Genomic DNA, 19,033 nt, shown 5'->3' with positions numbered 1-19,033 from the left:
GTAAAGAATTCTGAACACTATATATGGTTTAAAATGATTGTCTGCATGATGGACATGTGCTACTATTAATCAAGACGATTTATCACAGTTACATACATCTAGAGTTGCTCTTATATGTATAAATGTCGAAACGGAGGGGTTTATATGACAATACAAACCAATGAAAAAAGAAGGTCCATTAACATCGCACAGTTAAATAAAGATATTGAGATGTTCGCGCAGGTTCATCCTATTACAGAAGATATGCACCTTACCCACAAAGGTGTAAGTCGTCTTGTTATGCTGGATCGCTATGCCTTTAAAGATACTGAAAAAAAGACGTTACAAAAAGGTGATTTTGTTGTCTTAACGATTAAGGAAGATCCAAAGTTCCCAGCAAGAGGTCTTGGGTATATTGAAAAACTGGATCTAGCTTCAAAGAAAGCGACTGTTGCTGTGCATGAAGACTATGTCGGTGTACTGGATACTGAAGAAGAGAGAGAAACTGGCTTAATTGTACGTTCATTGGACGTTATTGAGAAGCCCCTTGAAGTTTACTATGAGCAAATTGCACGACGGAACGCTCGGGGCTTGGCAGATGTTGAGAAAACGGATGGTGAAAAGAAATATTGGGAAGATCGTTTCTATAATGAACTTTCATCAATGAATTTTGTTCCTGCCGGTAGAGTATTGTATGGTGCAGGTGCTGATACCGAAGTAACTTATTTCAATTGTTATGTTATGCCGTTTCCACAAGATTCAAGAGAAGGCATTTCGGAACACCGCAAACAGGTAATGGAAATTATGAGTCGCGGAGGCGGGGTAGGAACAAATGGCTCAACGCTTCGTCCGAGGAATACTCTTGCAAGAGGAGTTAATGGAAAGTCATCGGGGTCCGTTTCATGGCTTGATGATATTGCAAAGCTTACACATCTCGTAGAGCAGGGCGGATCACGTCGCGGTGCACAGATGATCATGCTTGCAGATTGGCATCCTGATATTATTGAATTCATCATTTCAAAAATGCAAAACCCACGTATCCTTCGTTTTCTTGTGGAAAACACAAAAGACGAGCAAATTAAAAAGCTTGCAGAAGATAAACTTAAATTCACACCTCTTTCTGATTCTGAGAGATCGATGTACCAAAGCATTCTAAATTATCGTAGTATCCCTGGTACAGGTGGGTTTGAAGAAAAAGTGATGCAAGACGCACAGGAGAAATTAGCGACTGGTGGTACGTATTCCGTTCATAATCCAGACTTTTTAACTGGAGCAAATATTTCTGTTTGTCTCACGAAGGATTTCATGGATGCAGTCGAAAATGATGCTGAGTATGAACTTCGCTTTCCTGATGTAGAGAACTATACGAAAGAACAAATGAGTTTCTACAATGAGAATTGGCACGAATCAGGTGATGTTCGTGATTGGAAAGAACAAGGATTCCCTGTAAGAACGTATCGTAAAGTTCAGGCGAAAGAGCTATGGGATCTTATCAATATTTGTGCAACATATTCCGCAGAACCAGGAATCTTCTTTATTGATAATGCTAATGAAAAAACAAACGCTACATCTTATGGCCAAAAAGTGGTAGCAACGAATCCTTGTGGAGAGCAACCGTTAGCCCCTTATTCAGTTTGTAACCTTGCGGCTGTAAACCTTGCTGAAATGGCAAATAAGGAGACGAAAACAGTTGATTTCGAAAAATTGAGAGAAACTGTCGAAGTAGGCGTAAGAATGCAAGATAATGTTATTGATGCTACGCCTTATTTCTTAAAAGAAAACGAAAAACAAGCTCTCGGTGAGCGTCGCGTGGGTCTAGGAGTAATGGGACTTCATGATTTATTGATCTATTGCGAAACAGTGTACGGCTCAGAAGATGGAAATAAGTTAACTGATCAAATATTTGAAACCATCGCGACAACGGCTTATCGTGCTTCAGTTGACTTAGCTAAGGAAAAAGGCAGTTTCCCGTTCCTTGAAGGTGAAACAGCAGAAGAAACAAATCGTTTACGTGAAGCTTTTGTTAACACAGGGTATATGCAACAAATGCCGAATGATTTACGAGACAGCATTATGGATTATGGTATTCGTAACTCACATCTACTAACTGTAGCGCCTACGGGTAGTACAGGGACGATGGTTGGCGTTTCAACCGGTCTTGAACCATACTTCTCGTTCTCTTATTTCCGCAGTGGTCGCCTCGGTAAATTTATCGAAGTGAAAGCAGATATACTAGCAGAATACTACGAGAAAAATCCAGAAGCAGATCCAGAGAAGTTGCCAGAATGGTTTGTGTCTGCAATGGAACTTGCGCCTGAAGATCATGCTGATACGCAATGTGTGATTCAGCGCTGGGTAGATAGTTCGATCTCTAAAACGGTAAATGCGCCAAAAGGGTATTCTGTAAAGCAAGTAGAAGCTGTTTATGAGCGTCTTTACAATGGCGGCGCTAAGGGAGGCACCGTTTATGTAGACGGTAGCCGTGATTCTCAAGTTCTAACTCTTAAAGCAGAAGATAATTCATTTGAGCAGCTTGAATTTGAAGACGGTATGCAAGAAAAGAAACAAGTTGTTCTTGTTGATACAATCACTGACCTTCGTTCAACTGATGTGACGATCGGCTCAGAAGTAGGCAATACGTGTCCAGTATGTCGGAAAGGACAAATAAAAGAAATCGGTGGATGTAACACATGTGATAATTGTAGTGCACAGCTGAAGTGCGGACTTTAGGATCAGGTAGTGAAGGGTAAGCGGAAACGTTTATCCTTCATCTTTTTGTGATCTCCTTTAGCTAGTTCACTAAGGTTAGCCTCTTAATAAAAGCATATGGAACCTTTCCTTGTATCCGCCCATACTATGGTGTATGCTTTTATTAACTGGCTTAAATGGAATAAAAGATGGAGGGAATCCAATGGCCACTACTCCAAGTATGGAAGATTATATTGAACGTATTTATGCACTAATAGACGGAAAAGGGTATGCTCGCGTATCAGATATTGCGGAAGCACTAGAGGTACATCCCTCCTCGGTAACAAAAATGATTCAAAAATTAGATAAAGGTAAATATGTCGTTTACGAAAAGTATCGCGGCTTCATGCTTACTCCCAAAGGGAAAAAGCTAGGCAAGCGACTCGTTGATCGCCATGCTTTGCTTGAACAATTTCTAGGTGTTATCGGGGTTAATGAAGAGAACATATACGAAGACGTTGAAGGGATCGAGCATCATTTAAGTTGGGATGCTATTGATCGAATTGGAGATTTAGTCCAATATTTTGAAGAAACGAATGGACGAGTGGATGAACTTAGGGAAGTCCAGCGGAAAAATGAAGAAGCTCACGAGGAACAATCCGAGGTTTAATCGGATTGTTCCTTTTTTATTAATAAAGGTTTTATCGATATGAAACAATATCTTTTTTCTGTACTAAATTTTAGCTTATAAGCTTAGGCTTTAATAAGGTTGGAAGGAGGTAGGGCTCTGTGTATATTGACGGAGTGTTTTCAGGAGGGGGAGTAAAAGGAATTGCACTTGTGGGAGCACTTCAAGCTGTGGAGAAAAGAGGGCTTTCATTTAAGAGAACAGCTGGAACGAGTGCTGGCGCTCTTATTGCTGCACTGATCATGGCAGGTTATAAGGGGAATGAGTTAGAAAACACATTGCTTGATACAGATTTGACTTCACTTTTAGAGAAGAATTCAGGTTTTACGTTCCCGCTTCTTCGCTGGTTGATGTTATATTGGAACCTTGGTCTTTATTCTGGAAAGGACCTAGAAATTTGGGTGGGGGAATTATTAAAAAAGAAGGGAATTTCAACTTTTGGAGATCTGCCCGAAGGTTCCCTTAAGATTATTGTATCAGATATTACGAAAGGAAGGCTTGTTGTATTACCTGATGACCTTGCACATTATGGATTCGTGCCAGAGCAATTTTCAGTTGCTAAAGCAGTGCGTATGAGTGCAAGTTTGCCATTCTTTTTTAAGCCTCAGCCTCTCTATTCCATAAATGGAAAAAAACATTACATGGTAGATGGGGGGATATTGAGTAATTTTCCACTGTGGGTTTTTCAACCGCCTGATCATAAAAAACCACTTCGCCCTGTGCTCGGGTTTCAACTGAGTGCAAACTTTAATCAAATACCTGAAAATAAAATATCAAATGCCGTTGACATGTATCAGGCTCTCTTTGAAACAATGAAACGAGCTCATGATGCACGATACATTGAAGATCAAAAAGCTCAAAACATCGTATTTATTCCGATTAATCAGGATATTACCACTGCATTTAAATTAGAGAGACAAGGGCAGAAGAAATTAATCATGTTAGGTAAGGAACGAACTTCTCAATTCCTCAATACGTGGCGGAAAATGCCCGAAATACAAAGAAAGGATGGCTGAATATCAGCCATCCTTTCTTATTTAAAGACTTAAAAATTGAATTGAAAACTCTTGCTAACTTTAGAACCACAATTTTAAAAAAGAGCTCTGTTTTTCTTCTTGCCTTTACGTCCTTCAATGACCGTAAAAGGATTTTCTTTCTTATCTTGTAATGAACGCTTCTTAGGCGTAAGTCGTTTAGATGGGATGACTCGTAGGTGAGTGGCATTTCTTCTAGGCGTAGCTTTTTTCTTTTTTAGTTTTGAAGATTGTTTTGCAGCTCTTTGATAGGCAGTTGATTGTTGCCCCATTTTTTTTGCCATTAATTTTTTGGCAATAAAGATGATCACGACGGCAATTGCTGCAGTGATAAGAAGCTGCTTGAAAAGTCCGCTTGGATCTGTGAGTATTTTCCATAAAAAACCAATAGCTGCAAGACCTATTAATAAATAAATCAGAGGTTGAACAACACGGCGCGACAAATGATTCACCTCCTGTTCATCTTTACACAACTTTTGTGCTTGAATCATCTTCCTCTCGTAATTTATCTCGAGAAAGTAGTTCTTTAAATGAGTGAATGGCTACATCTACTTGTTTATCATCAGGATTCTTCGTCGTAAGGAGCTGTACCCACAATCCTGGATAGCCAAGTCCTTTCAAAACTGGAATGTCTCTCACTTTGTTCGTTAGCTGAAGAACTTCAAAAGAGACACCAAGAACAACTGGTATTAATGCAACACGATATACTAACCTGACCCATAAAGGGTCAGTGGGAACTAATAGATAAATAAACACTCCAATGACGACTGTGAAAAGAATAAAGCTACTTCCGCATCGGTAATGCAGTCGTGATTGTTTCTGGACATTATCGATTGTAATGGGTAATCCAGCCTCATAAGCATTAATTACTTTGTGCTCTGCACCATGATACTGAAACACTCTTTTAACGATAGGTGTGAGTGAAATGAAATAAATATAGCCGAGCAGTAGAATCAATTTAATGAAGCCTTCTATTAAATTCTGGACCACGTGACCTGGAAATATAAACTCCAGTGAAGCTGCAGCTAATGCTGGTAATAAGGTGAAAATCGTTTTCACAAAAGCGAAAGAAATAACGCCTATAGCAGCAGCACCTAATAAAAGAGTTAGTTTAGAAGGCTCATCTTTTCCAAGGACTTCCTCATCTTCAGAAGGATCAACATCGTAACGCTCGCTAGAGAAATTTAAATGCTTCGTCCCATTTCCACTAGCATCAATGATTGCGACAACTCCGCGTATAAAGGGAATCTTCTTAAGTTTTGTTCGTATTGGTTTCGGCTGTTTGGGAACTTCTAGATAATCAATCGATCCATCCTTTCGCCGAATAGCAGTTACAGATGTATGTTTCCCCTGAAACATGACGCCTTCCACAACTGCTTGCCCGCCATATGCAGGCTTGTTAGTATCTGACAATATCTCTCACCAACCTATAGTATGAAGTAGAATGTTTTGAAACGATTATACTCTTGTTTAAATGTATTTAATACCATTCTACAAGAAATAGGCAAAAACCTCTAGATGGGAGATGTTAATAATCATTTTCCCCAACGTTAGCGATTTTAATCTCACCAATACACATATTTTCTAATAAATAATTTCGTGTACAGTAGGAAATGCTAGGTATGAGGTGAATCTAATGGAAAAAGAAAAGCAGCAGGACTCAAAAGAAAACGAGCAGCTTGAACAGAATAAACAAGAACAACCTCTTTCTTTCACATCAAAAATTGTTACGATCGGAATAGCGGGGGGACTGTTTTGGGGACTTATTGGGTACTTGACTTATTTGTTTAAGTTTACGAAAATACCGCCTTCGTTAATCCTTTCACCGTGGGCACTTGGAGAGTGGAAGAATGAACAGCTAGGTCAATGGATAGGTATCCTTTCAATTGGACTTGTTTCCATTCTCGTTGCATTTTTATATAAAATAACGCTTGTGAAAATCAATAATATGCTGGCAGGGCTTGCTTATGGGGTTGTACTATGGATCATTGTATTCTACTTGCTTAATCCAATGTTTATTGACTTGCCAACAATTACAAAACTAGATCGCAATACAGTTATTACAACTATCTGCCTCTATTTACTCTATGGAGTATTCATTGGCTATTCGATCTCATTTGAGTATCATGAGAACCAGCAAAAGGGCACTTCCTATTCAAACAAATGAAGCTATGGTAGAATGTTCATGGAACATTCTCTTTTTTTATGCATCATCTGAGTTAGAGAGAACTGCCGAATCGTCATGAGTAAGGAGACTGGCATGAAAACATTCTATGTGCTTAACGGACCTAATTTAAATCGACTGGGTAAACGTGAACCTGACATTTATGGGAACGAAACGCTTGAAAATGTGGAGCAGCGAATATCTCAATTAGCTAGTGAAAATGAGGCCACTGTAATTTTTCGTCAATCAAATCACGAAGGCGATCTAATTGATTGGATTCATGAAGCAGAGCATGCTTCGGGTATTATTCTAAATCCAGGCGCCTTCACTCATTATAGTTATGCAATCCGTGATGCAATTGCTAGTGTTCCTGTTTCAGTGGTAGAGGTACATATTTCAAATGTACATAAGCGAGAGCCTTTTCGACACACGTCTGTGATTTCCCCTGTCACTACAGGTCAAATTGTAGGATTTGGATTAAAGGGTTATGAACTAGCATTGCAGTCATTTTTATAATTCTAAAGGAGGACGAAGTTGTGAAACGTATTGAGAATCTACGTCAGTCATTTAAAGAGTATGATATTGATGCGATGTTAATTACCTCAGCAAGCAATCGCAGATATATTTCGCAGTTCACCGGAAGCTCAGGAGTTGTCCTAATAACTGAGAAAGAAGCGAAGTTTATAACAGACTTTCGTTATGTTGATCAGGCACAGGAGCAAGCAAAGGGTTTTGAGATTGTACAACACAAGGGTCCTATTGTAGAAGAAGTTGCTAAATTAGCTAATGCACTAGGCGTAAAGAAGCTAGGTTTTGAAGAAACGCAAGTTACATACCAGGTCTTTAAAGCATATGAAGCCAAAGTTGAAGCTAGTCTTGTACCTATCAATGGCCTTCTTGAAAAACATCGTATGATTAAAGACTCTAGTGAATTAAACGTATTGAAAGAAGCTACTGAAATAGCGGATGCTGCTTTTCAACATATTACAAACTATATCAGAACGGGTATTACAGAGCTTGACGTATCCAACGAGCTTGAGTTTTTTATGAGAAAAAATGGCGCAACCTCATCTTCTTTTGATATTATAGTTGCGTCGGGTATTCGCTCAAGCCTTCCCCACGGTGTTGCAAGTGATAAAGTCATTGGAAAGAACGAACTAATCACACTTGATTTTGGCGCTTATTATAAAGGATATTGTTCTGATATAACACGTACAGTGGCTGTTGGAGATCCTGGAGAAGAGCTGAAAGGTATTTACCACACGGTTCTTGAAGCTCAGCTTAAGGCAATGGAAGAAATCAAGCCTGGAATGAGCGGCAAAGAAGCTGATGCTATATCCAGGGATCTCATTGCTGCAAAAGGTTATGGTGACTACTTTGGTCATACATTGGGGCATGGTGTTGGTCTAGAAGTACATGAAGGACCAGCGCTTTCAACAAAATCTGATACAGTGTTAGAACCGGGTATGGTTGTTACCGTTGAACCAGGTATTTACCTCTCTGGTAAGGGCGGAGTACGAATAGAAGATGATACAGTCATCACCGAGACAGGAAATGAGACATTGTCTCATTCCACAAAGGAATTGCTGATTCTCGGCGAATAATGAAAGTGAGGGACTACAATGATTTCTGTTAACGATTTAAAAACTGGTCTTACAATTGAAGTGGATAATGGGATCTGGACAGTAATGGAATTTCAACACGTGAAACCTGGTAAAGGAGCAGCTTTCGTAAGAACAAAGCTACGCAACCTTCGTACGGGTGGAATTCAAGAAAAAACGTTTCGTGCTGGAGAAAAGGTTTCAAAAGCTCATATTGAAAATCGTAAAATGCAATATCTTTATGCAAGTGGAGATATGCACACATTTATGGATACAACAACATATGAGCAAGTGGAACTTCCTACAGAGCAAATTAATTATGAACTAAAATTCCTGAAGGAAAACATGGAAATTTCGATTCGTACTTATGGTGAAGAAACCATCGGTGTGGAATTACCAAATACTGTTGAACTCGTTGTTACTGAAACTGAGCCTGGTATTAAAGGTGATACAGCTTCAGGAGGAACAAAGCCTGCAACTGTTGAAACTGGTTTAACGGTTCAAGTGCCGTTCTTTGTGAACCAGGGAGACATTCTCATTATTGATACTTCTAAAGGTGAATATGTATCAAGGGGATAGTGAAGTGATTTTTAAAAACCGCTCTGTATGAGCGGTTTTTTTGTTTACTTTAAAAATGAGTGATTACTCACTTTACAATGAGTGATTTCATGATAAAATATAGTGAGTAATCACTCATTTTAGGAGGGGTCACATGCCCAAAGGTGCAATTGAAGCAAATGTTACGAAGAACTACGGCAAAACTACCATTTTAGATCATGTTAATCTTTCACTAAAACGCGGTGAGATATTCGGTCTTTTAGGACCATCCGGCTCTGGTAAGACAACCTTAGTGAAACTTTTATGTGGTATTGAAGAGGCTTCTGAAGGTGAGGTGAAGGTGCTCGATACGAAAATGCCCAATCTTAGTATGATGAAGAAAGTTGGTTATATGGCGCAGGCGGATGCTTTGTATGGTGAATTAACCGCTTATGAGAACCTGAAGTTTTTTGCAACTCTAAGCGGTGTCCATCGACGTGATCAAAAAGAACGGATTATAGAGGTAATGCAGCTCGTTAATTTAGAAAATGAACTTCAAAAGAACGTAGAAGATTTTTCGGGTGGAATGAAGCGACGCTTATCCCTCGCCATTGCTTTGTTACACAATCCTGATATTTTACTGTTAGATGAGCCAACTGTTGGAATTGACCCTTCACTTAGACAAAAAATTTGGTGGACATTTGAAAAACTAAGAAGCAATGGAGTCCTTATATTGGTAACAACTCATGTAATGGATGAAGCTGAAAGATGTTCAAGGCTTGGTATGATCCAAAATGGTCAATTGATTGCAGTCGGCACACCGGAGGAATTAAAAAAACAAACTGACTCAGTAACAATCGAGGAAGCGTTTCTTTCATTTGGAGGAGGGGGCGAATGAGGATAATTGCAGTTGTAATAAGAATATTGAGGCAGTTTATAAGTGATAAACGAACGATGGCTTTAATGATTGTCGCGCCTATTATTATTTTAACCATGCTATCTCTTGTCTTTAACGGAGAAGATCTGGAATTGAAACTAGGCGTACGAAACGCCCCTGAATCGATCGTTGAACAAATGGAAAAACACGCTAATGTAAAACCCATCGCTTCAGATGAACCAATTGAATCTACTTTGAAAAACGATTATGATGCTGTGATTGATTTTGGGAACGGTGCGAAAAAGCTATATCTTGAGGGGAGCGATCCTTCTATTAATCGAGCAGTCATCAATATGGTTCAAAGTAGTTCAATGGGAAAAAATCAAGAAGTGGATTTGGAAGTGTCCTATTTGTTTGGTTCGAACGATATGAGTTCATTTGATCACTTTGGACCTGTTTTAGTAGGTTTCTTTATATTCTTCTTTGTGTTTTTAATTGCTGGAGTCTCTTTCTTGAGAGAGAGGACACAAGGGACGCTTGAACGAGTTTTGGCTACCCCAATAAAAAGGTGGGAACTTGTAACAGGTTATGTAATTGGTTTTGGATTATTTACAATGCTTCAATCCGCCATAATAGCATTATATAGTATTTATGTGATTGATCTCATGATGGAAGGAGCTTTTCTTTACGTCTTGTTGATTACACTTATGCTAGCGTTAAGTGCACTAACGTTGGGAACTTTACTCTCTTCATTCGCAAAAAATGAATTGCAAATGATTCAATTCATTCCTCTTGTGGTCGTTCCCCAAATCTTTTTCTCTGGGTTGTTTAATCTTGATACGATCTCAAACTATCTTAGCTGGATAGGTCCGTTAACTCCTTTGTATTATGGAGCTGATGCTTTAAGAAGTGTTATGATTAAAGGACAAGGATTAACAGATATATGGATTGATTTACTTGTTTTACTTGGATTTTCAATCGTTTTTATGATTTTAAACATATATGCACTAAAAAAACATCGACGAATTTAGAATCAGGGGGAGCATATGAAGAAGGAAGAGAATAACATGGGATGGCTTTTTGATGAAGAAGTGAGCGATTCCGGAGATTTAACTGAGAAACAAAAGCGCATCGTAAAAGCAGCGGTTGAGATGTTTCAGGAAAAGGGATTTTCTGCTTCATCAACTAGCGAAATTGCCAGACGTGCTGGTGTAGCAGAAGGAACGATATTTCGACACTATCGCACGAAAAAAGAGTTGCTTCTAGCTATTGTTACACCTGTCATGAGTCATCTTGTTGCTCCTTTTATCGTTAAAGATTTAGATAAAGTACTAGAACAAGATTATGAGCACTATGAAGATTTTTTAAAGGCGGTTGTAAGAAATAGACAAACATTTATTCGTAAGCACTTACCGATTGTGAAAATTCTTATTCAGGAAATTCCTTTTCATGAAGAACTTCGCACACAATTTATCGAGCATATAGCGAAAGATTTATTTGATCGATTTGGAAAAGTAGTCGTTCACTTTCAAGAAAAAGGAGAATTGATTGAAATCCCCTCTTCCTCTGCCATTCGACTTTCATTAACCGCCATTCTCGGTTTTTTTCTAGCAAGATATATTATGGTTCCGGACCGTGATTGGGATGATGAGAAAGAAATTGAAATAACTGTTCAATTCATATTACATGGTTTAAAAGCAAGATAACCACCCACATTAGGGTGGTTTTTTTGTGTCTTTTAAAGACTGCCCCATAACTTAGTCTTCTGAAATAGATGGTGTCATCATAAGTTGTACTGATTAGGGAGGGTTATGATGATTCATTCGGTTCTTGTAATGGGTTTACTTCGCATACTCTCAGGTGTTATTGAGCTAATTGCAGGTGTATTAATTCTAGTTTTTCGTGATCTTAAAACCGCAATGTTGATCAATGCATTTTTAGCCATTGTCGGGCCTATTATCCTTGTCGTTACGATGACAGCTGGACTAATTGGTCTAGCAGGAGATCTATCAATCACAAAAATTCTATTCATTGTAATTGGTGTAGGCTTTATTTTAATTGGCACTCTCTCATAGATTTGATAGAGACATATTTCGATCAAAATAGGAATAGTAGTGTAGAGAGAAACAAGCAGTGGGAGGAGGGACATTCGTGGAAGAAGCTCTTCGCGTGCTTCCGGAAAATGTAAGGGAAATACTGTGTCAATACACAGAAATGGAAAGATCAACGATTGAAGAAATTCGAATGCGCATTAACCGTCCGCTTGAAATAATGATCAATGGAAAACCGAATTTTCCTCTCTTAAACGGTCAAACATACTTCATTTCAAAAGATGATAGTTCACAAATGATAAATAAACTTAGCCATTATTCCCTGTACGCGCTAGAAGAAGAATTAAAAAAGGGATTTGTCACGATTGAAGGTGGGCACCGCGTCGGTCTTGCAGGAAAAGTCATTACGCTAAACGGACATGTTAAAGCGATCCGGGACATTGCATCTTTTAACGTAAGAATTGCAAAACAAAAGCTTGGAATAGCTGTACCGCTTGTATCATATCTTTATGCAGGGGGATGGACAAATACAATTATCTTAGGACCGCCACAGTCCGGTAAAACGACGATGCTTCGTGACTTAACTCGAATTATGGCTGAAGGTGATAACGTAAGAAGAATTCCATCAGCCAAAGTTGGTATTGTTGATGAACGATCTGAAATTGCTGGTTGTGTTTTAGGGGTTCCTCAACATCGACTTGGTGATCGTGTTGATGTTTTGGATGCTTGTCCTAAAGCAGAAGGAATGATGATGATGATCCGATCCATGAGTCCAGAAATATTGGTCGTTGATGAAATTGGTCGAAAAGAAGATAGTGAAGCTATAGTTGAAGCGATAAATGCAGGAATTAAGCTTGTTGTCACTGTGCACGGAACGAGTATGGATGATTTACACCGTAGACCAAGTATGCAAGGTTTAATCAACTCTGGATCTTTTGAACGAATAGTCGAACTGTCACGGAAAGATGGTCCGGGAACGATTCATGCGATCAAAGATAAAACAGGTAAGGAAATTCGACGTAAAAAGGTGATCTAGCATGAAGCTACTAGGTGCAGTGCTTATTATTTTAGCGAGTACGTGGGCAGGTGTGGAATGGTCAAGAACTGTGAGCGAACGATCTCGACAGTTGCGGCAGTTAAAAGCAGCCCTTCAGTCATTGGAAGCTGAAATTGTGTATGGAATGACACCACTCAGTGTTGCCTGTAGTCACATTTGTAGACAGGTAGGTCACCCTATTTCCTGGTTTTTCGATTCATTTCGGAAAAAGCTCGATGCTGGACAAGGCACAGCTTATGAAGCATGGATGGAAAGCATGGAAGAGGTTTGGAAGTATACGGCTTTTAAACAAGAAGAGAAGGAAGTAATGAAACAACTTGGTGCCACAATAGGTCAACACGATCGAGAACATGAACAAAAACAAATTAAACTTGCCTTGATTCATTTGGAAAGAGAAGAGCGAGAAGCGAGAGACAATCAAATGAAGTATGAGCGGATGTTTAAGAGTCTTGGTGTTCTTGGGGGGATTCTTCTTGTCATACTATTGATTTAGTCATTGGGAGGAAACGGAAATGAATCATGATGTAAATACAATATTCCAAATTGCGGGTATCGGTATCATTGTAGCCATGCTTCATACCATTCTCAAGCAAATGGGGAAAGAAGAGTACGCCCATTGGGTTACTTTAATTGGTTTTATTGTTGTCCTTTATATGGTGATCACGATCATTGATGATCTTTTTCAGAAAATACGAGGGGTCTTCCTTTTCCAGGGTTAGGGGGTGACTGCGATTGATATTTTACAAATCGTTGGATTGGGATTAATCGCTACCTTCCTTGTTATTGTTGTCAAAGAACAAAAGCCTGTGTTTGCCTTTACGATTACGGTTTTCACAGGCGCTTTGATTTTTCTTTATTTAATAGGAGAAATTCAACATATTATTCAAATGTTAGAAAGCTTGGCGTCAAAAGCAAATGTCGAAATTGTCTATATCGAAACGGTATTAAAGATTATAGGAATTGCGTATATAGCTGAATTCGGTGCCCAAATTGTGAGAGATGCTGGTCAAGGGGCGATTGCTTCGAAGATTGAACTTGCTGGAAAATTATTAATCTTAGCGATGGCCATACCGATTCTCACCCTGATTATTGAAACGGTGCTTAAACTTTTACCATCATAAGAGGGAGGAGCAGGACATGCCTCACATGAAAAAAACGATGTTGATGCTACTATTCCTCTGCTTCACCTTATTGCAATTTCAATCTACTGTACTTGCTCAAGGCGAAGAGAATGAGCCGCTAACAACTCAAATTGTAGACAAGCAGTTAAACACGCTCGGATTACAAGAGATTCAGGCCTATTGGAACGAAGTGATCGAAGAGTATGGCGGCTTTTTGCCTGAAAGTCAGAAAGGTTCCTTCTTGGAATTTATAAAAGGAGAAAAGCAATTTTCTTTAAAAGCTTATTTATTAGGTTTATTGAAATTTCTTTTTCATGAATTACTTGTTCATGGTAAATTGCTTGGTAGTTTAATACTGTTAACTATTTTCAGCATACTGTTACAAAACATGCAAAATGCCTTTGAACATAAAGCAGTAAGCACAGTGGCGTATGGCATTATCTACATGGTTCTAATTATTCTTGCACTTAATAGTTTTCACGTGGCAATTCAATATACTGAAAGCGCGATAGCAAATATGATGGGGTTTCTCTTAGCGTTAATTCCGCTACTTTTAGCATTGATTGCTTCTGTTGGTGGGATGGCTTCTGTAGCTTTTTTTCACCCAATCGTCCTGTTTTTAGTTAACACTGGTGGATTGCTTATCCAGAAGTTTGTACTACCAATGCTTTTTCTATCCGCAGTTCTTGCGATTGTAAGTACGATTAGTGAGCAGTACAAAGTTACCCAGCTTTCTAATTTACTACGAAATATAGCAATCGGTACACTAGGCGTATTTTTTGCAGTATTTTTAGGTGTGATTTCAGTGCAGGGCGCCTCAACCGCCGTAGCAGATGGTGTAACGATTCGTGCGGCTAAATTTGTAACTGGTAATTTTATACCTGTTGTAGGGCGGATGTTTACGGACGCAACAGATACCGTACTAAGTGCATCGGTGCTTTTGAAAAATACGGTTGGACTAGCTGGGGTTGTCATTTTACTAATGATATGTGCCTTCCCTGCACTAAAAGTTTTATCACTAGTGCTGATTTATAACATTGCGGCAGCAGTCATTCAACCATTAGGAGGAGGACCAATTATCCAGTCTCTTAATGTAATATCAAAAAGTATTTTGTTTATTTTTGCAGCTCTTGCCATTGTTTCATTGATGTTTTTCTTAGCGGTAACAATTATTATAGCATCTGGAAATATTACGCTAATGGTGCGTTAGGAGGTTTGAAGTGGCAGTTATTACGGGATGGATCACGAATATCATTGTTCTTATTTTACTCGCTACCGTGCTTGAATTGTTGTTGCCAAATTCCAATATGCAGCGATATGTCAAAATGGTCATCGGATTAATGTTAATGGCTGTTATTCTATCGCCTATTCTAACAATCTTCACAAAAGATTTTGATTCAATGTTAAGATCAGCAGCTCTCACAGATATGACTCCGGATGTAAGGATGGAAAATCAGATAGAATCAAAGAAAAGTGAAATACAAGCATCCAATGCTGCATATATTGAAGAACAAATGGCTGTCCAAATGAAAAGCCAGGTTGAAAAGGAGTTGAGAGACCAGTTTAACCTTGAAATTACACATGTAGGTCTTGAGCTAAAAGATGCAGAGGGAGAAAAGAATATTGAACAAATTGCAGTAACGGTAAGTAAGGTAGTAGAAAAAGATGTTCAGGACGTCGAAGCCGTATCGGTATCATTTGAACTTTCGGAAGAAGAGGTTCAATCATCAGATGCACAGTCAAAAAAAGTCGCTTATTTTCTAGCTGATGAATGGGGATTATATCCAAACCAGGTTGGCGTTCAGGTGAAGGGAGGAGAGTAGGTAACATGGATGAAAAACCAACAAGCTGGCTAGATCAATTGAAAAAACCGAAGAAGAAAAAAGGAATCCCGCTTTATTATTTAATGATTGCAGCAGGGCTTGGTGTCATCTTCATGTTTTCCGGTAGTTTCTTCTCGACGCCTGACCCTGGCCAGCAAGTGTTCAGTGAGCAGGAAAGCTCATCGGAAAGTGAAGCCGCTTTTAGTCAAAAAAAGTCCAGTCCCTCGTCAATGTCAGAATATGAAAATATGTATGAAACTCAATTAAAGGAAGCGTTAGACGAAGTGGCTGGAGTGTCAGATGCCACTGTCATTGTTAATTTAGATTCTACAGAGCAAAAAGTTGTGGAGAAAAACAGCACTTCTACTGATAAATATACTTATGAATCTCCAAACGATGGAGGTTCGAGAAAGATTGAAGAACAATCAAGCGATGAACAAGTCGTTATTGTTCAGAATGATAATGGTCAAGGACCGATCGTAGTAAGTACGAAGAAACCGGTGGTGAGAGGTGTAGTTGTCGTAGCAGCCGGAGCGGAAAACATGGAAGTAAAAAAAATGATTGTCGATGCAGTGACGAGACTACTTGATGTGAAAAGTCATCGGGTGATGGTTTTGCCGAAAAAACTAAAGGGGGAATCATAAAATGGTCTTAAAAAAGCAAACGGTATGGTTATTGACAATGCTAAGTTTAATTATTGTTTTATCAGCTTATTACATCATGACACCTGGTTCGAACAATGTAGCCTATGTGGGAGATCAGGAGCAAAGCGAGGAAGGGGCGAAAGGAGAAGAAGCAAAAGAAACGAATGGTGTTGAAGATAAGTCTGTTTCGATGAATGTTTCTGGTGATGAAGTCTTTGCGGCGCTAAGACTTGAAATTCAAGAAAAGCGAGATGCAGCGATTGAAGATTACACGGCTGTGATAGCAAGTGAAGCATCAGCAGATTTACGAAATGAAGCACACGAACAGCGTCAAGAATTAATGGCATTGTCTCAAAAGGAATCAGTTCTAGAAAATGTGATCAAGTCAGAAGGGTATAGCGATGCAGTGGTTTATACTCTTGAAGACGAGAAAGTAAGAGTAATTGTTAAAGCGGATCAGCTATCAAATGAAGAAGCAAATAACATTATGGTACTAGCAGAAGAACAGTTAGGGGAAGGTCATAGAATCGCTGTAGAATTTCAGCCTGTGGCAAAGTAGAGATGGAGATTACTCCATCTCTTTTTTTTTTATAATTAGGCGCGTTTTCTAAAATACTAGTGAAAACGATTTCTTTATTTGTTACCCTTAGTGGAGGAGGTCATGCAAAGTTGACTTCTACCAAGTAACCGTAAGATATGATATGATAAATAGGCTTAGGACCAGCTGTTATATAATGGTCTTAACCATGAGGTTTGATTGACTGTAAGTTTTACGGGAGATACTAATGGTCATTATTATTATGCTATAATCACTATAGGTTGGAGAGTGTCTTCTATACAGAAAACCTCCTTTACTATCCAAAATTAGCAAAAAGACGACAGGGAGTGGAAATCTTGTTAAAAGTTCAAGAAATTCGCGAATTGATCAAACTAATTGATCAATCAAGCATTGATGAATTTGAATATGAAAGTGATGGATCTAAGATTGTATTAAAGAAAAATGAAGTGCAATATGCAGAGGCACCTGTTCAACAACCTGTACAGCAAACCATTGCACAACAGCCTGTTGATCAAACGATGCCGGCTTCTTCTCCTGTTAAAGAAGAACCTAAAGCGGCTGAAAAAGAAGAAGTACAAGATGAATCATTACATAAAATCGAATCACCAATGGTGGGAACGTTCTATGCTCGTCCGAATCCAGAATCGGAACTTTACGTAAAAACTGGAGAGAAAGTTTCAGAAGATAGCGTAGTCTGCATCATTGAAGCAATGAAGCTTTTTAATGAAATAGAAGCAGAGGTAAATGGAGAAATCGTTGAAATGCTAGTTGAGGATGGACAGCTAGTTGAATACGGACAACCTCTGTTTTTAGTGAAAGCATAGGTGATGATGGTATGGAGATTAAGAAAGTACTTGTAGCCAATCGAGGAGAAATTGCTGTTCGAATTATCCGTGCTTGTGAAGAGCTTGGCATTGAAACGGTTGCTGTGTATTCTCAAGCCGATAAAGAAGCCCTGCATGTTAGGTTAGCAGATGAAGCTTATTGTATTGGACCAACTGCTTCAAAAGACAGCTATTTAAACTTCACCAATATTATGAGTATTGCAACGGTAACCGGTGTTGATGCGATTCATCCTGGTTATGGATTTCTTTCGGAAAACGCAGACTTTGCAGAGTTATGTAGAGAGTGCAATATTACGTTCATTGGACCAAGCCCTGAAGCGATTAGTCGTATGGGTACCAAGGACGTTGCTAGAACAACGATGAAGGAAGCGGGAGTGCCGATTGTACCCGGTTCTGAGGGCATCGTGAAGGATGCAGACGAAGCGGTAGCTCTGGCTAATGAGATGGGGTATCCTGTCATTATTAAAGCGACCGCTGGCGGTGGTGGTAAAGGTATCCGGATTGCTAAGGATGAAAACGAATTAGTAAAAGGAATTAACATTACCCAGCAGGAAGCATCGACTGCATTTGGTAATCCTGGGGTCTACATTGAGAAGTTTATCGAAGATTTTCGCCATGTGGAAATTCAGGTCCTTGCTGATAATCATGGGAATGCGATCCATCTTGGAGAGCGAGATTGCTCAATCCAAAGACGTTTGCAAAAGCTTGTAGAGGAAACGCCTTCCCCAGCTCTTGATGAAACCATCAGAAAAAAAATGGGCGATGCTGCCGTTCGTGCTGCGAAAGCCGTCCAATATTCTGGTGCAGGAACTGTTGAGTTTATTTTTGAGCCAACAGGGAAATTTTATTTTATGGAAATGAATACACGTATTCAGGTTGAGCATCCTGTGACAGAAATGGTAACGGGTATTGATTTAATTAAAGAGCAAATTCGAGCAGCTTCTGATGAAACGTTGCGGTACACGCAGGAAGATGTAACGTTCAAAGGATGGGCGATTGAATGTCGCATTAATGCAGAAGACCCTGACAAGAAATTCATGCCATCTCCAGGGAAGGTCGACATGTACCTCCCTCCAGGTGGGTTTGGCGTTCGTGTAGATTCTGCTGTCTATCCTGGTTATGATATTTTGCCTTTCTATGATTCAATGGTAGCAAAGCTCATTACTTACGCTGATACAAGAGAAGAAGCGATTGCTAGAATGAAGCGGGCTCTTGGAGAGTTTGTGGTGGAAGGTGTCAAAACGACCATTCCATTCCATATGCGTTTAATGAGTCACGAGAAATTTGTAAGCGGCGACTTCAACACTAAGTTTCTTGAGAAATACGATTTAACAGAACAATCAACGAATTCTAAGTGAGGTGTTC

General features: G+C 39.2%; 23 protein-coding genes. 21 read left to right on the top strand and 2 right to left on the bottom strand.

Annotated features, from left to right (window positions below):
* The first annotated feature begins 144 nt into the window (after positions 1-144).
* From LCL91_RS06950 to LCL91_RS06940, 3 genes are all read left to right on the top strand, one after another.
* Positions 145-2,709, top strand: coding sequence for a vitamin B12-dependent ribonucleotide reductase (locus tag LCL91_RS06950; RefSeq protein ID WP_224881153.1), 2,565 nt, complete (start codon positions 145-147; stop codon positions 2,707-2,709).
* A 181-nt stretch (positions 2,710-2,890) separates the two neighbouring features.
* Positions 2,891-3,337 (top strand): transcriptional regulator MntR, encoded by a 447-nt coding sequence (gene mntR / locus LCL91_RS06945; RefSeq protein WP_098444186.1) that lies wholly within the window; start codon positions 2,891-2,893, stop codon positions 3,335-3,337.
* A 119-nt stretch (positions 3,338-3,456) separates the two neighbouring features.
* Positions 3,457-4,371, top strand: coding sequence for a patatin-like phospholipase family protein (locus tag LCL91_RS06940; RefSeq protein ID WP_224881151.1), 915 nt, complete (start codon positions 3,457-3,459; stop codon positions 4,369-4,371).
* 74 nt (positions 4,372-4,445) lie between these two features.
* On the opposite strand, the gene LCL91_RS06935 is transcribed toward LCL91_RS06940, so the two are convergent.
* A complete protein-coding gene (locus LCL91_RS06935; protein ID WP_224881149.1) occupies positions 4,446-4,832 on the bottom strand; it encodes an SA1362 family protein in 387 nt (128 codons plus the stop codon).
* Positions 4,833-4,854: 22 nt separating this feature from the next.
* A complete protein-coding gene (locus tag LCL91_RS06930; RefSeq protein WP_098444183.1) occupies positions 4,855-5,802 on the bottom strand; it encodes a DUF1385 domain-containing protein in 948 nt (315 codons plus the stop codon).
* A 223-nt stretch (positions 5,803-6,025) separates the two neighbouring features.
* Here LCL91_RS06930 and LCL91_RS06925 point away from each other — a divergent pair, with 223 nt between their 5' ends.
* The 18 genes from LCL91_RS06925 to accC all read left to right on the top strand — a co-directional run bounded on the left by LCL91_RS06925 (position 6,026) and on the right by accC (position 19,026).
* A complete protein-coding gene (locus LCL91_RS06925; RefSeq protein ID WP_160918819.1) occupies positions 6,026-6,556 on the top strand; it encodes a YqhR family membrane protein in 531 nt (176 codons plus the stop codon).
* Between the two features lie 93 nt (positions 6,557-6,649).
* Positions 6,650-7,069, top strand: a complete 420-nt coding sequence (gene aroQ, locus LCL91_RS06920) for a type II 3-dehydroquinate dehydratase (protein WP_224881147.1) — start codon at positions 6,650-6,652, stop codon at positions 7,067-7,069.
* 20 nt (positions 7,070-7,089) lie between these two features.
* Positions 7,090-8,157, top strand: a complete 1,068-nt coding sequence (locus LCL91_RS06915) for a M24 family metallopeptidase (RefSeq protein WP_224881145.1) — start codon at positions 7,090-7,092, stop codon at positions 8,155-8,157.
* 18 nt (positions 8,158-8,175) lie between these two features.
* Entirely contained in the window at positions 8,176-8,733 is a 558-nt protein-coding gene (efp, locus tag LCL91_RS06910) for an elongation factor P (RefSeq protein ID WP_224881143.1), read from the top strand.
* 133 nt (positions 8,734-8,866) lie between these two features.
* The gene (locus tag LCL91_RS06905) at positions 8,867-9,589 is read left to right on the top strand and encodes an ABC transporter ATP-binding protein (protein WP_224881141.1); all 723 of its coding nucleotides are present in this window, start codon (positions 8,867-8,869) and stop codon (positions 9,587-9,589) included.
* Positions 9,586-10,599: an ABC transporter permease gene (locus tag LCL91_RS06900; RefSeq protein WP_224881139.1), complete on the top strand. Its 1,014-nt coding sequence runs from the start codon at positions 9,586-9,588 to the stop codon at positions 10,597-10,599. Before LCL91_RS06905 ends, LCL91_RS06900 begins: the two co-directional genes overlap by 4 nt.
* A 15-nt stretch (positions 10,600-10,614) precedes the next feature.
* Entirely contained in the window at positions 10,615-11,274 is a 660-nt protein-coding gene (locus LCL91_RS06895; RefSeq protein ID WP_224881137.1) for a TetR/AcrR family transcriptional regulator, read from the top strand.
* A 108-nt stretch (positions 11,275-11,382) separates the two neighbouring features.
* Complete coding sequence (locus LCL91_RS06890) at positions 11,383-11,643, top strand: DUF2619 domain-containing protein (protein ID WP_224881134.1); 261 nt, start codon at positions 11,383-11,385, stop codon at positions 11,641-11,643.
* A 76-nt stretch (positions 11,644-11,719) separates the two neighbouring features.
* Entirely contained in the window at positions 11,720-12,655 is a 936-nt protein-coding gene (gene spoIIIAA, locus LCL91_RS06885) for a stage III sporulation protein AA (RefSeq protein ID WP_224881131.1), read from the top strand.
* 1 nt (position 12,656) lies between these two features.
* Positions 12,657-13,169, top strand: a complete 513-nt coding sequence (spoIIIAB, locus tag LCL91_RS06880) for a stage III sporulation protein SpoIIIAB (RefSeq protein ID WP_224881129.1) — start codon at positions 12,657-12,659, stop codon at positions 13,167-13,169.
* A 19-nt stretch (positions 13,170-13,188) separates the two neighbouring features.
* Positions 13,189-13,395, top strand: coding sequence for a stage III sporulation protein AC (spoIIIAC, locus tag LCL91_RS06875; RefSeq protein ID WP_048308951.1), 207 nt, complete (start codon positions 13,189-13,191; stop codon positions 13,393-13,395).
* 12 nt (positions 13,396-13,407) lie between these two features.
* On the top strand, positions 13,408-13,797 hold the full coding sequence (gene spoIIIAD / locus LCL91_RS06870) for a stage III sporulation protein AD (RefSeq protein ID WP_224881249.1): 390 nt from the start codon (positions 13,408-13,410) through the stop codon (positions 13,795-13,797).
* Positions 13,798-13,822: 25 nt separating this feature from the next.
* The gene (spoIIIAE, locus tag LCL91_RS06865) at positions 13,823-15,007 is read left to right on the top strand and encodes a stage III sporulation protein AE (RefSeq protein ID WP_224881247.1); all 1,185 of its coding nucleotides are present in this window, start codon (positions 13,823-13,825) and stop codon (positions 15,005-15,007) included.
* 10 nt (positions 15,008-15,017) lie between these two features.
* The gene (gene spoIIIAF / locus LCL91_RS06860) at positions 15,018-15,620 is read left to right on the top strand and encodes a stage III sporulation protein AF (protein ID WP_224881127.1); all 603 of its coding nucleotides are present in this window, start codon (positions 15,018-15,020) and stop codon (positions 15,618-15,620) included.
* Between the two features lie 5 nt (positions 15,621-15,625).
* Entirely contained in the window at positions 15,626-16,264 is a 639-nt protein-coding gene (gene spoIIIAG / locus LCL91_RS06855; RefSeq protein WP_224881125.1) for a stage III sporulation protein AG, read from the top strand.
* A gap of 1 nt (position 16,265) precedes the next feature.
* Positions 16,266-16,823, top strand: a complete 558-nt coding sequence (locus LCL91_RS06850; protein WP_224881123.1) for a SpoIIIAH-like family protein — start codon at positions 16,266-16,268, stop codon at positions 16,821-16,823.
* A 335-nt stretch (positions 16,824-17,158) separates the two neighbouring features.
* Positions 17,159-17,647, top strand: coding sequence for an acetyl-CoA carboxylase biotin carboxyl carrier protein (gene accB, locus LCL91_RS06845; RefSeq protein WP_098444169.1), 489 nt, complete (start codon positions 17,159-17,161; stop codon positions 17,645-17,647).
* A gap of 11 nt (positions 17,648-17,658) precedes the next feature.
* On the top strand, positions 17,659-19,026 hold the full coding sequence (gene accC, locus LCL91_RS06840) for an acetyl-CoA carboxylase biotin carboxylase subunit (RefSeq protein WP_224881121.1): 1,368 nt from the start codon (positions 17,659-17,661) through the stop codon (positions 19,024-19,026).
* The last annotated feature ends 7 nt before the right edge of the window (positions 19,027-19,033 follow it).

Source organism: Guptibacillus hwajinpoensis (assembly GCF_020171785.1).
Classification (GTDB): domain Bacteria; phylum Bacillota; class Bacilli; order Bacillales; family Guptibacillaceae; genus Guptibacillus; species Guptibacillus sedimenti.
The sequence above is the reverse complement of the archived record's forward strand: the minus strand, read 5'-3'. Positions and strand labels throughout refer to the sequence as shown.

Bases quoted from the DNA above. Each gene is read 5' to 3' on its own strand.
- LCL91_RS06950 (WP_224881153.1), top strand. From the start codon at position 145: ATGACAATACAAACCAATGAAAAAAGAAGGTCCATTAACATCGCACAG.
- mntR (WP_098444186.1), top strand. From the start codon at position 2,891: ATGGCCACTACTCCAAGTATGGAAGATTATATTGAACGTATTTATGCA.
- LCL91_RS06925 (WP_160918819.1), top strand. From the start codon at position 6,026: ATGGAAAAAGAAAAGCAGCAGGACTCAAAAGAAAACGAGCAGCTTGAA.
- aroQ (WP_224881147.1), top strand. From the start codon at position 6,650: ATGAAAACATTCTATGTGCTTAACGGACCTAATTTAAATCGACTGGGT.
- efp (WP_224881143.1), top strand. From the start codon at position 8,176: ATGATTTCTGTTAACGATTTAAAAACTGGTCTTACAATTGAAGTGGAT.
- LCL91_RS06905 (WP_224881141.1), top strand. From the start codon at position 8,867: ATGCCCAAAGGTGCAATTGAAGCAAATGTTACGAAGAACTACGGCAAA.
- LCL91_RS06900 (WP_224881139.1), top strand. From the start codon at position 9,586: ATGAGGATAATTGCAGTTGTAATAAGAATATTGAGGCAGTTTATAAGT.
- LCL91_RS06895 (WP_224881137.1), top strand. From the start codon at position 10,615: ATGAAGAAGGAAGAGAATAACATGGGATGGCTTTTTGATGAAGAAGTG.
- LCL91_RS06890 (WP_224881134.1), top strand. From the start codon at position 11,383: ATGATTCATTCGGTTCTTGTAATGGGTTTACTTCGCATACTCTCAGGT.
- spoIIIAB (WP_224881129.1), top strand. From the start codon at position 12,657: ATGAAGCTACTAGGTGCAGTGCTTATTATTTTAGCGAGTACGTGGGCA.
- spoIIIAC (WP_048308951.1), top strand. From the start codon at position 13,189: ATGAATCATGATGTAAATACAATATTCCAAATTGCGGGTATCGGTATC.
- spoIIIAE (WP_224881247.1), top strand. From the start codon at position 13,823: ATGAAAAAAACGATGTTGATGCTACTATTCCTCTGCTTCACCTTATTG.
- spoIIIAG (WP_224881125.1), top strand. From the start codon at position 15,626: ATGGATGAAAAACCAACAAGCTGGCTAGATCAATTGAAAAAACCGAAG.
- LCL91_RS06850 (WP_224881123.1), top strand. From the start codon at position 16,266: ATGGTCTTAAAAAAGCAAACGGTATGGTTATTGACAATGCTAAGTTTA.
- accC (WP_224881121.1), top strand. From the start codon at position 17,659: ATGGAGATTAAGAAAGTACTTGTAGCCAATCGAGGAGAAATTGCTGTT.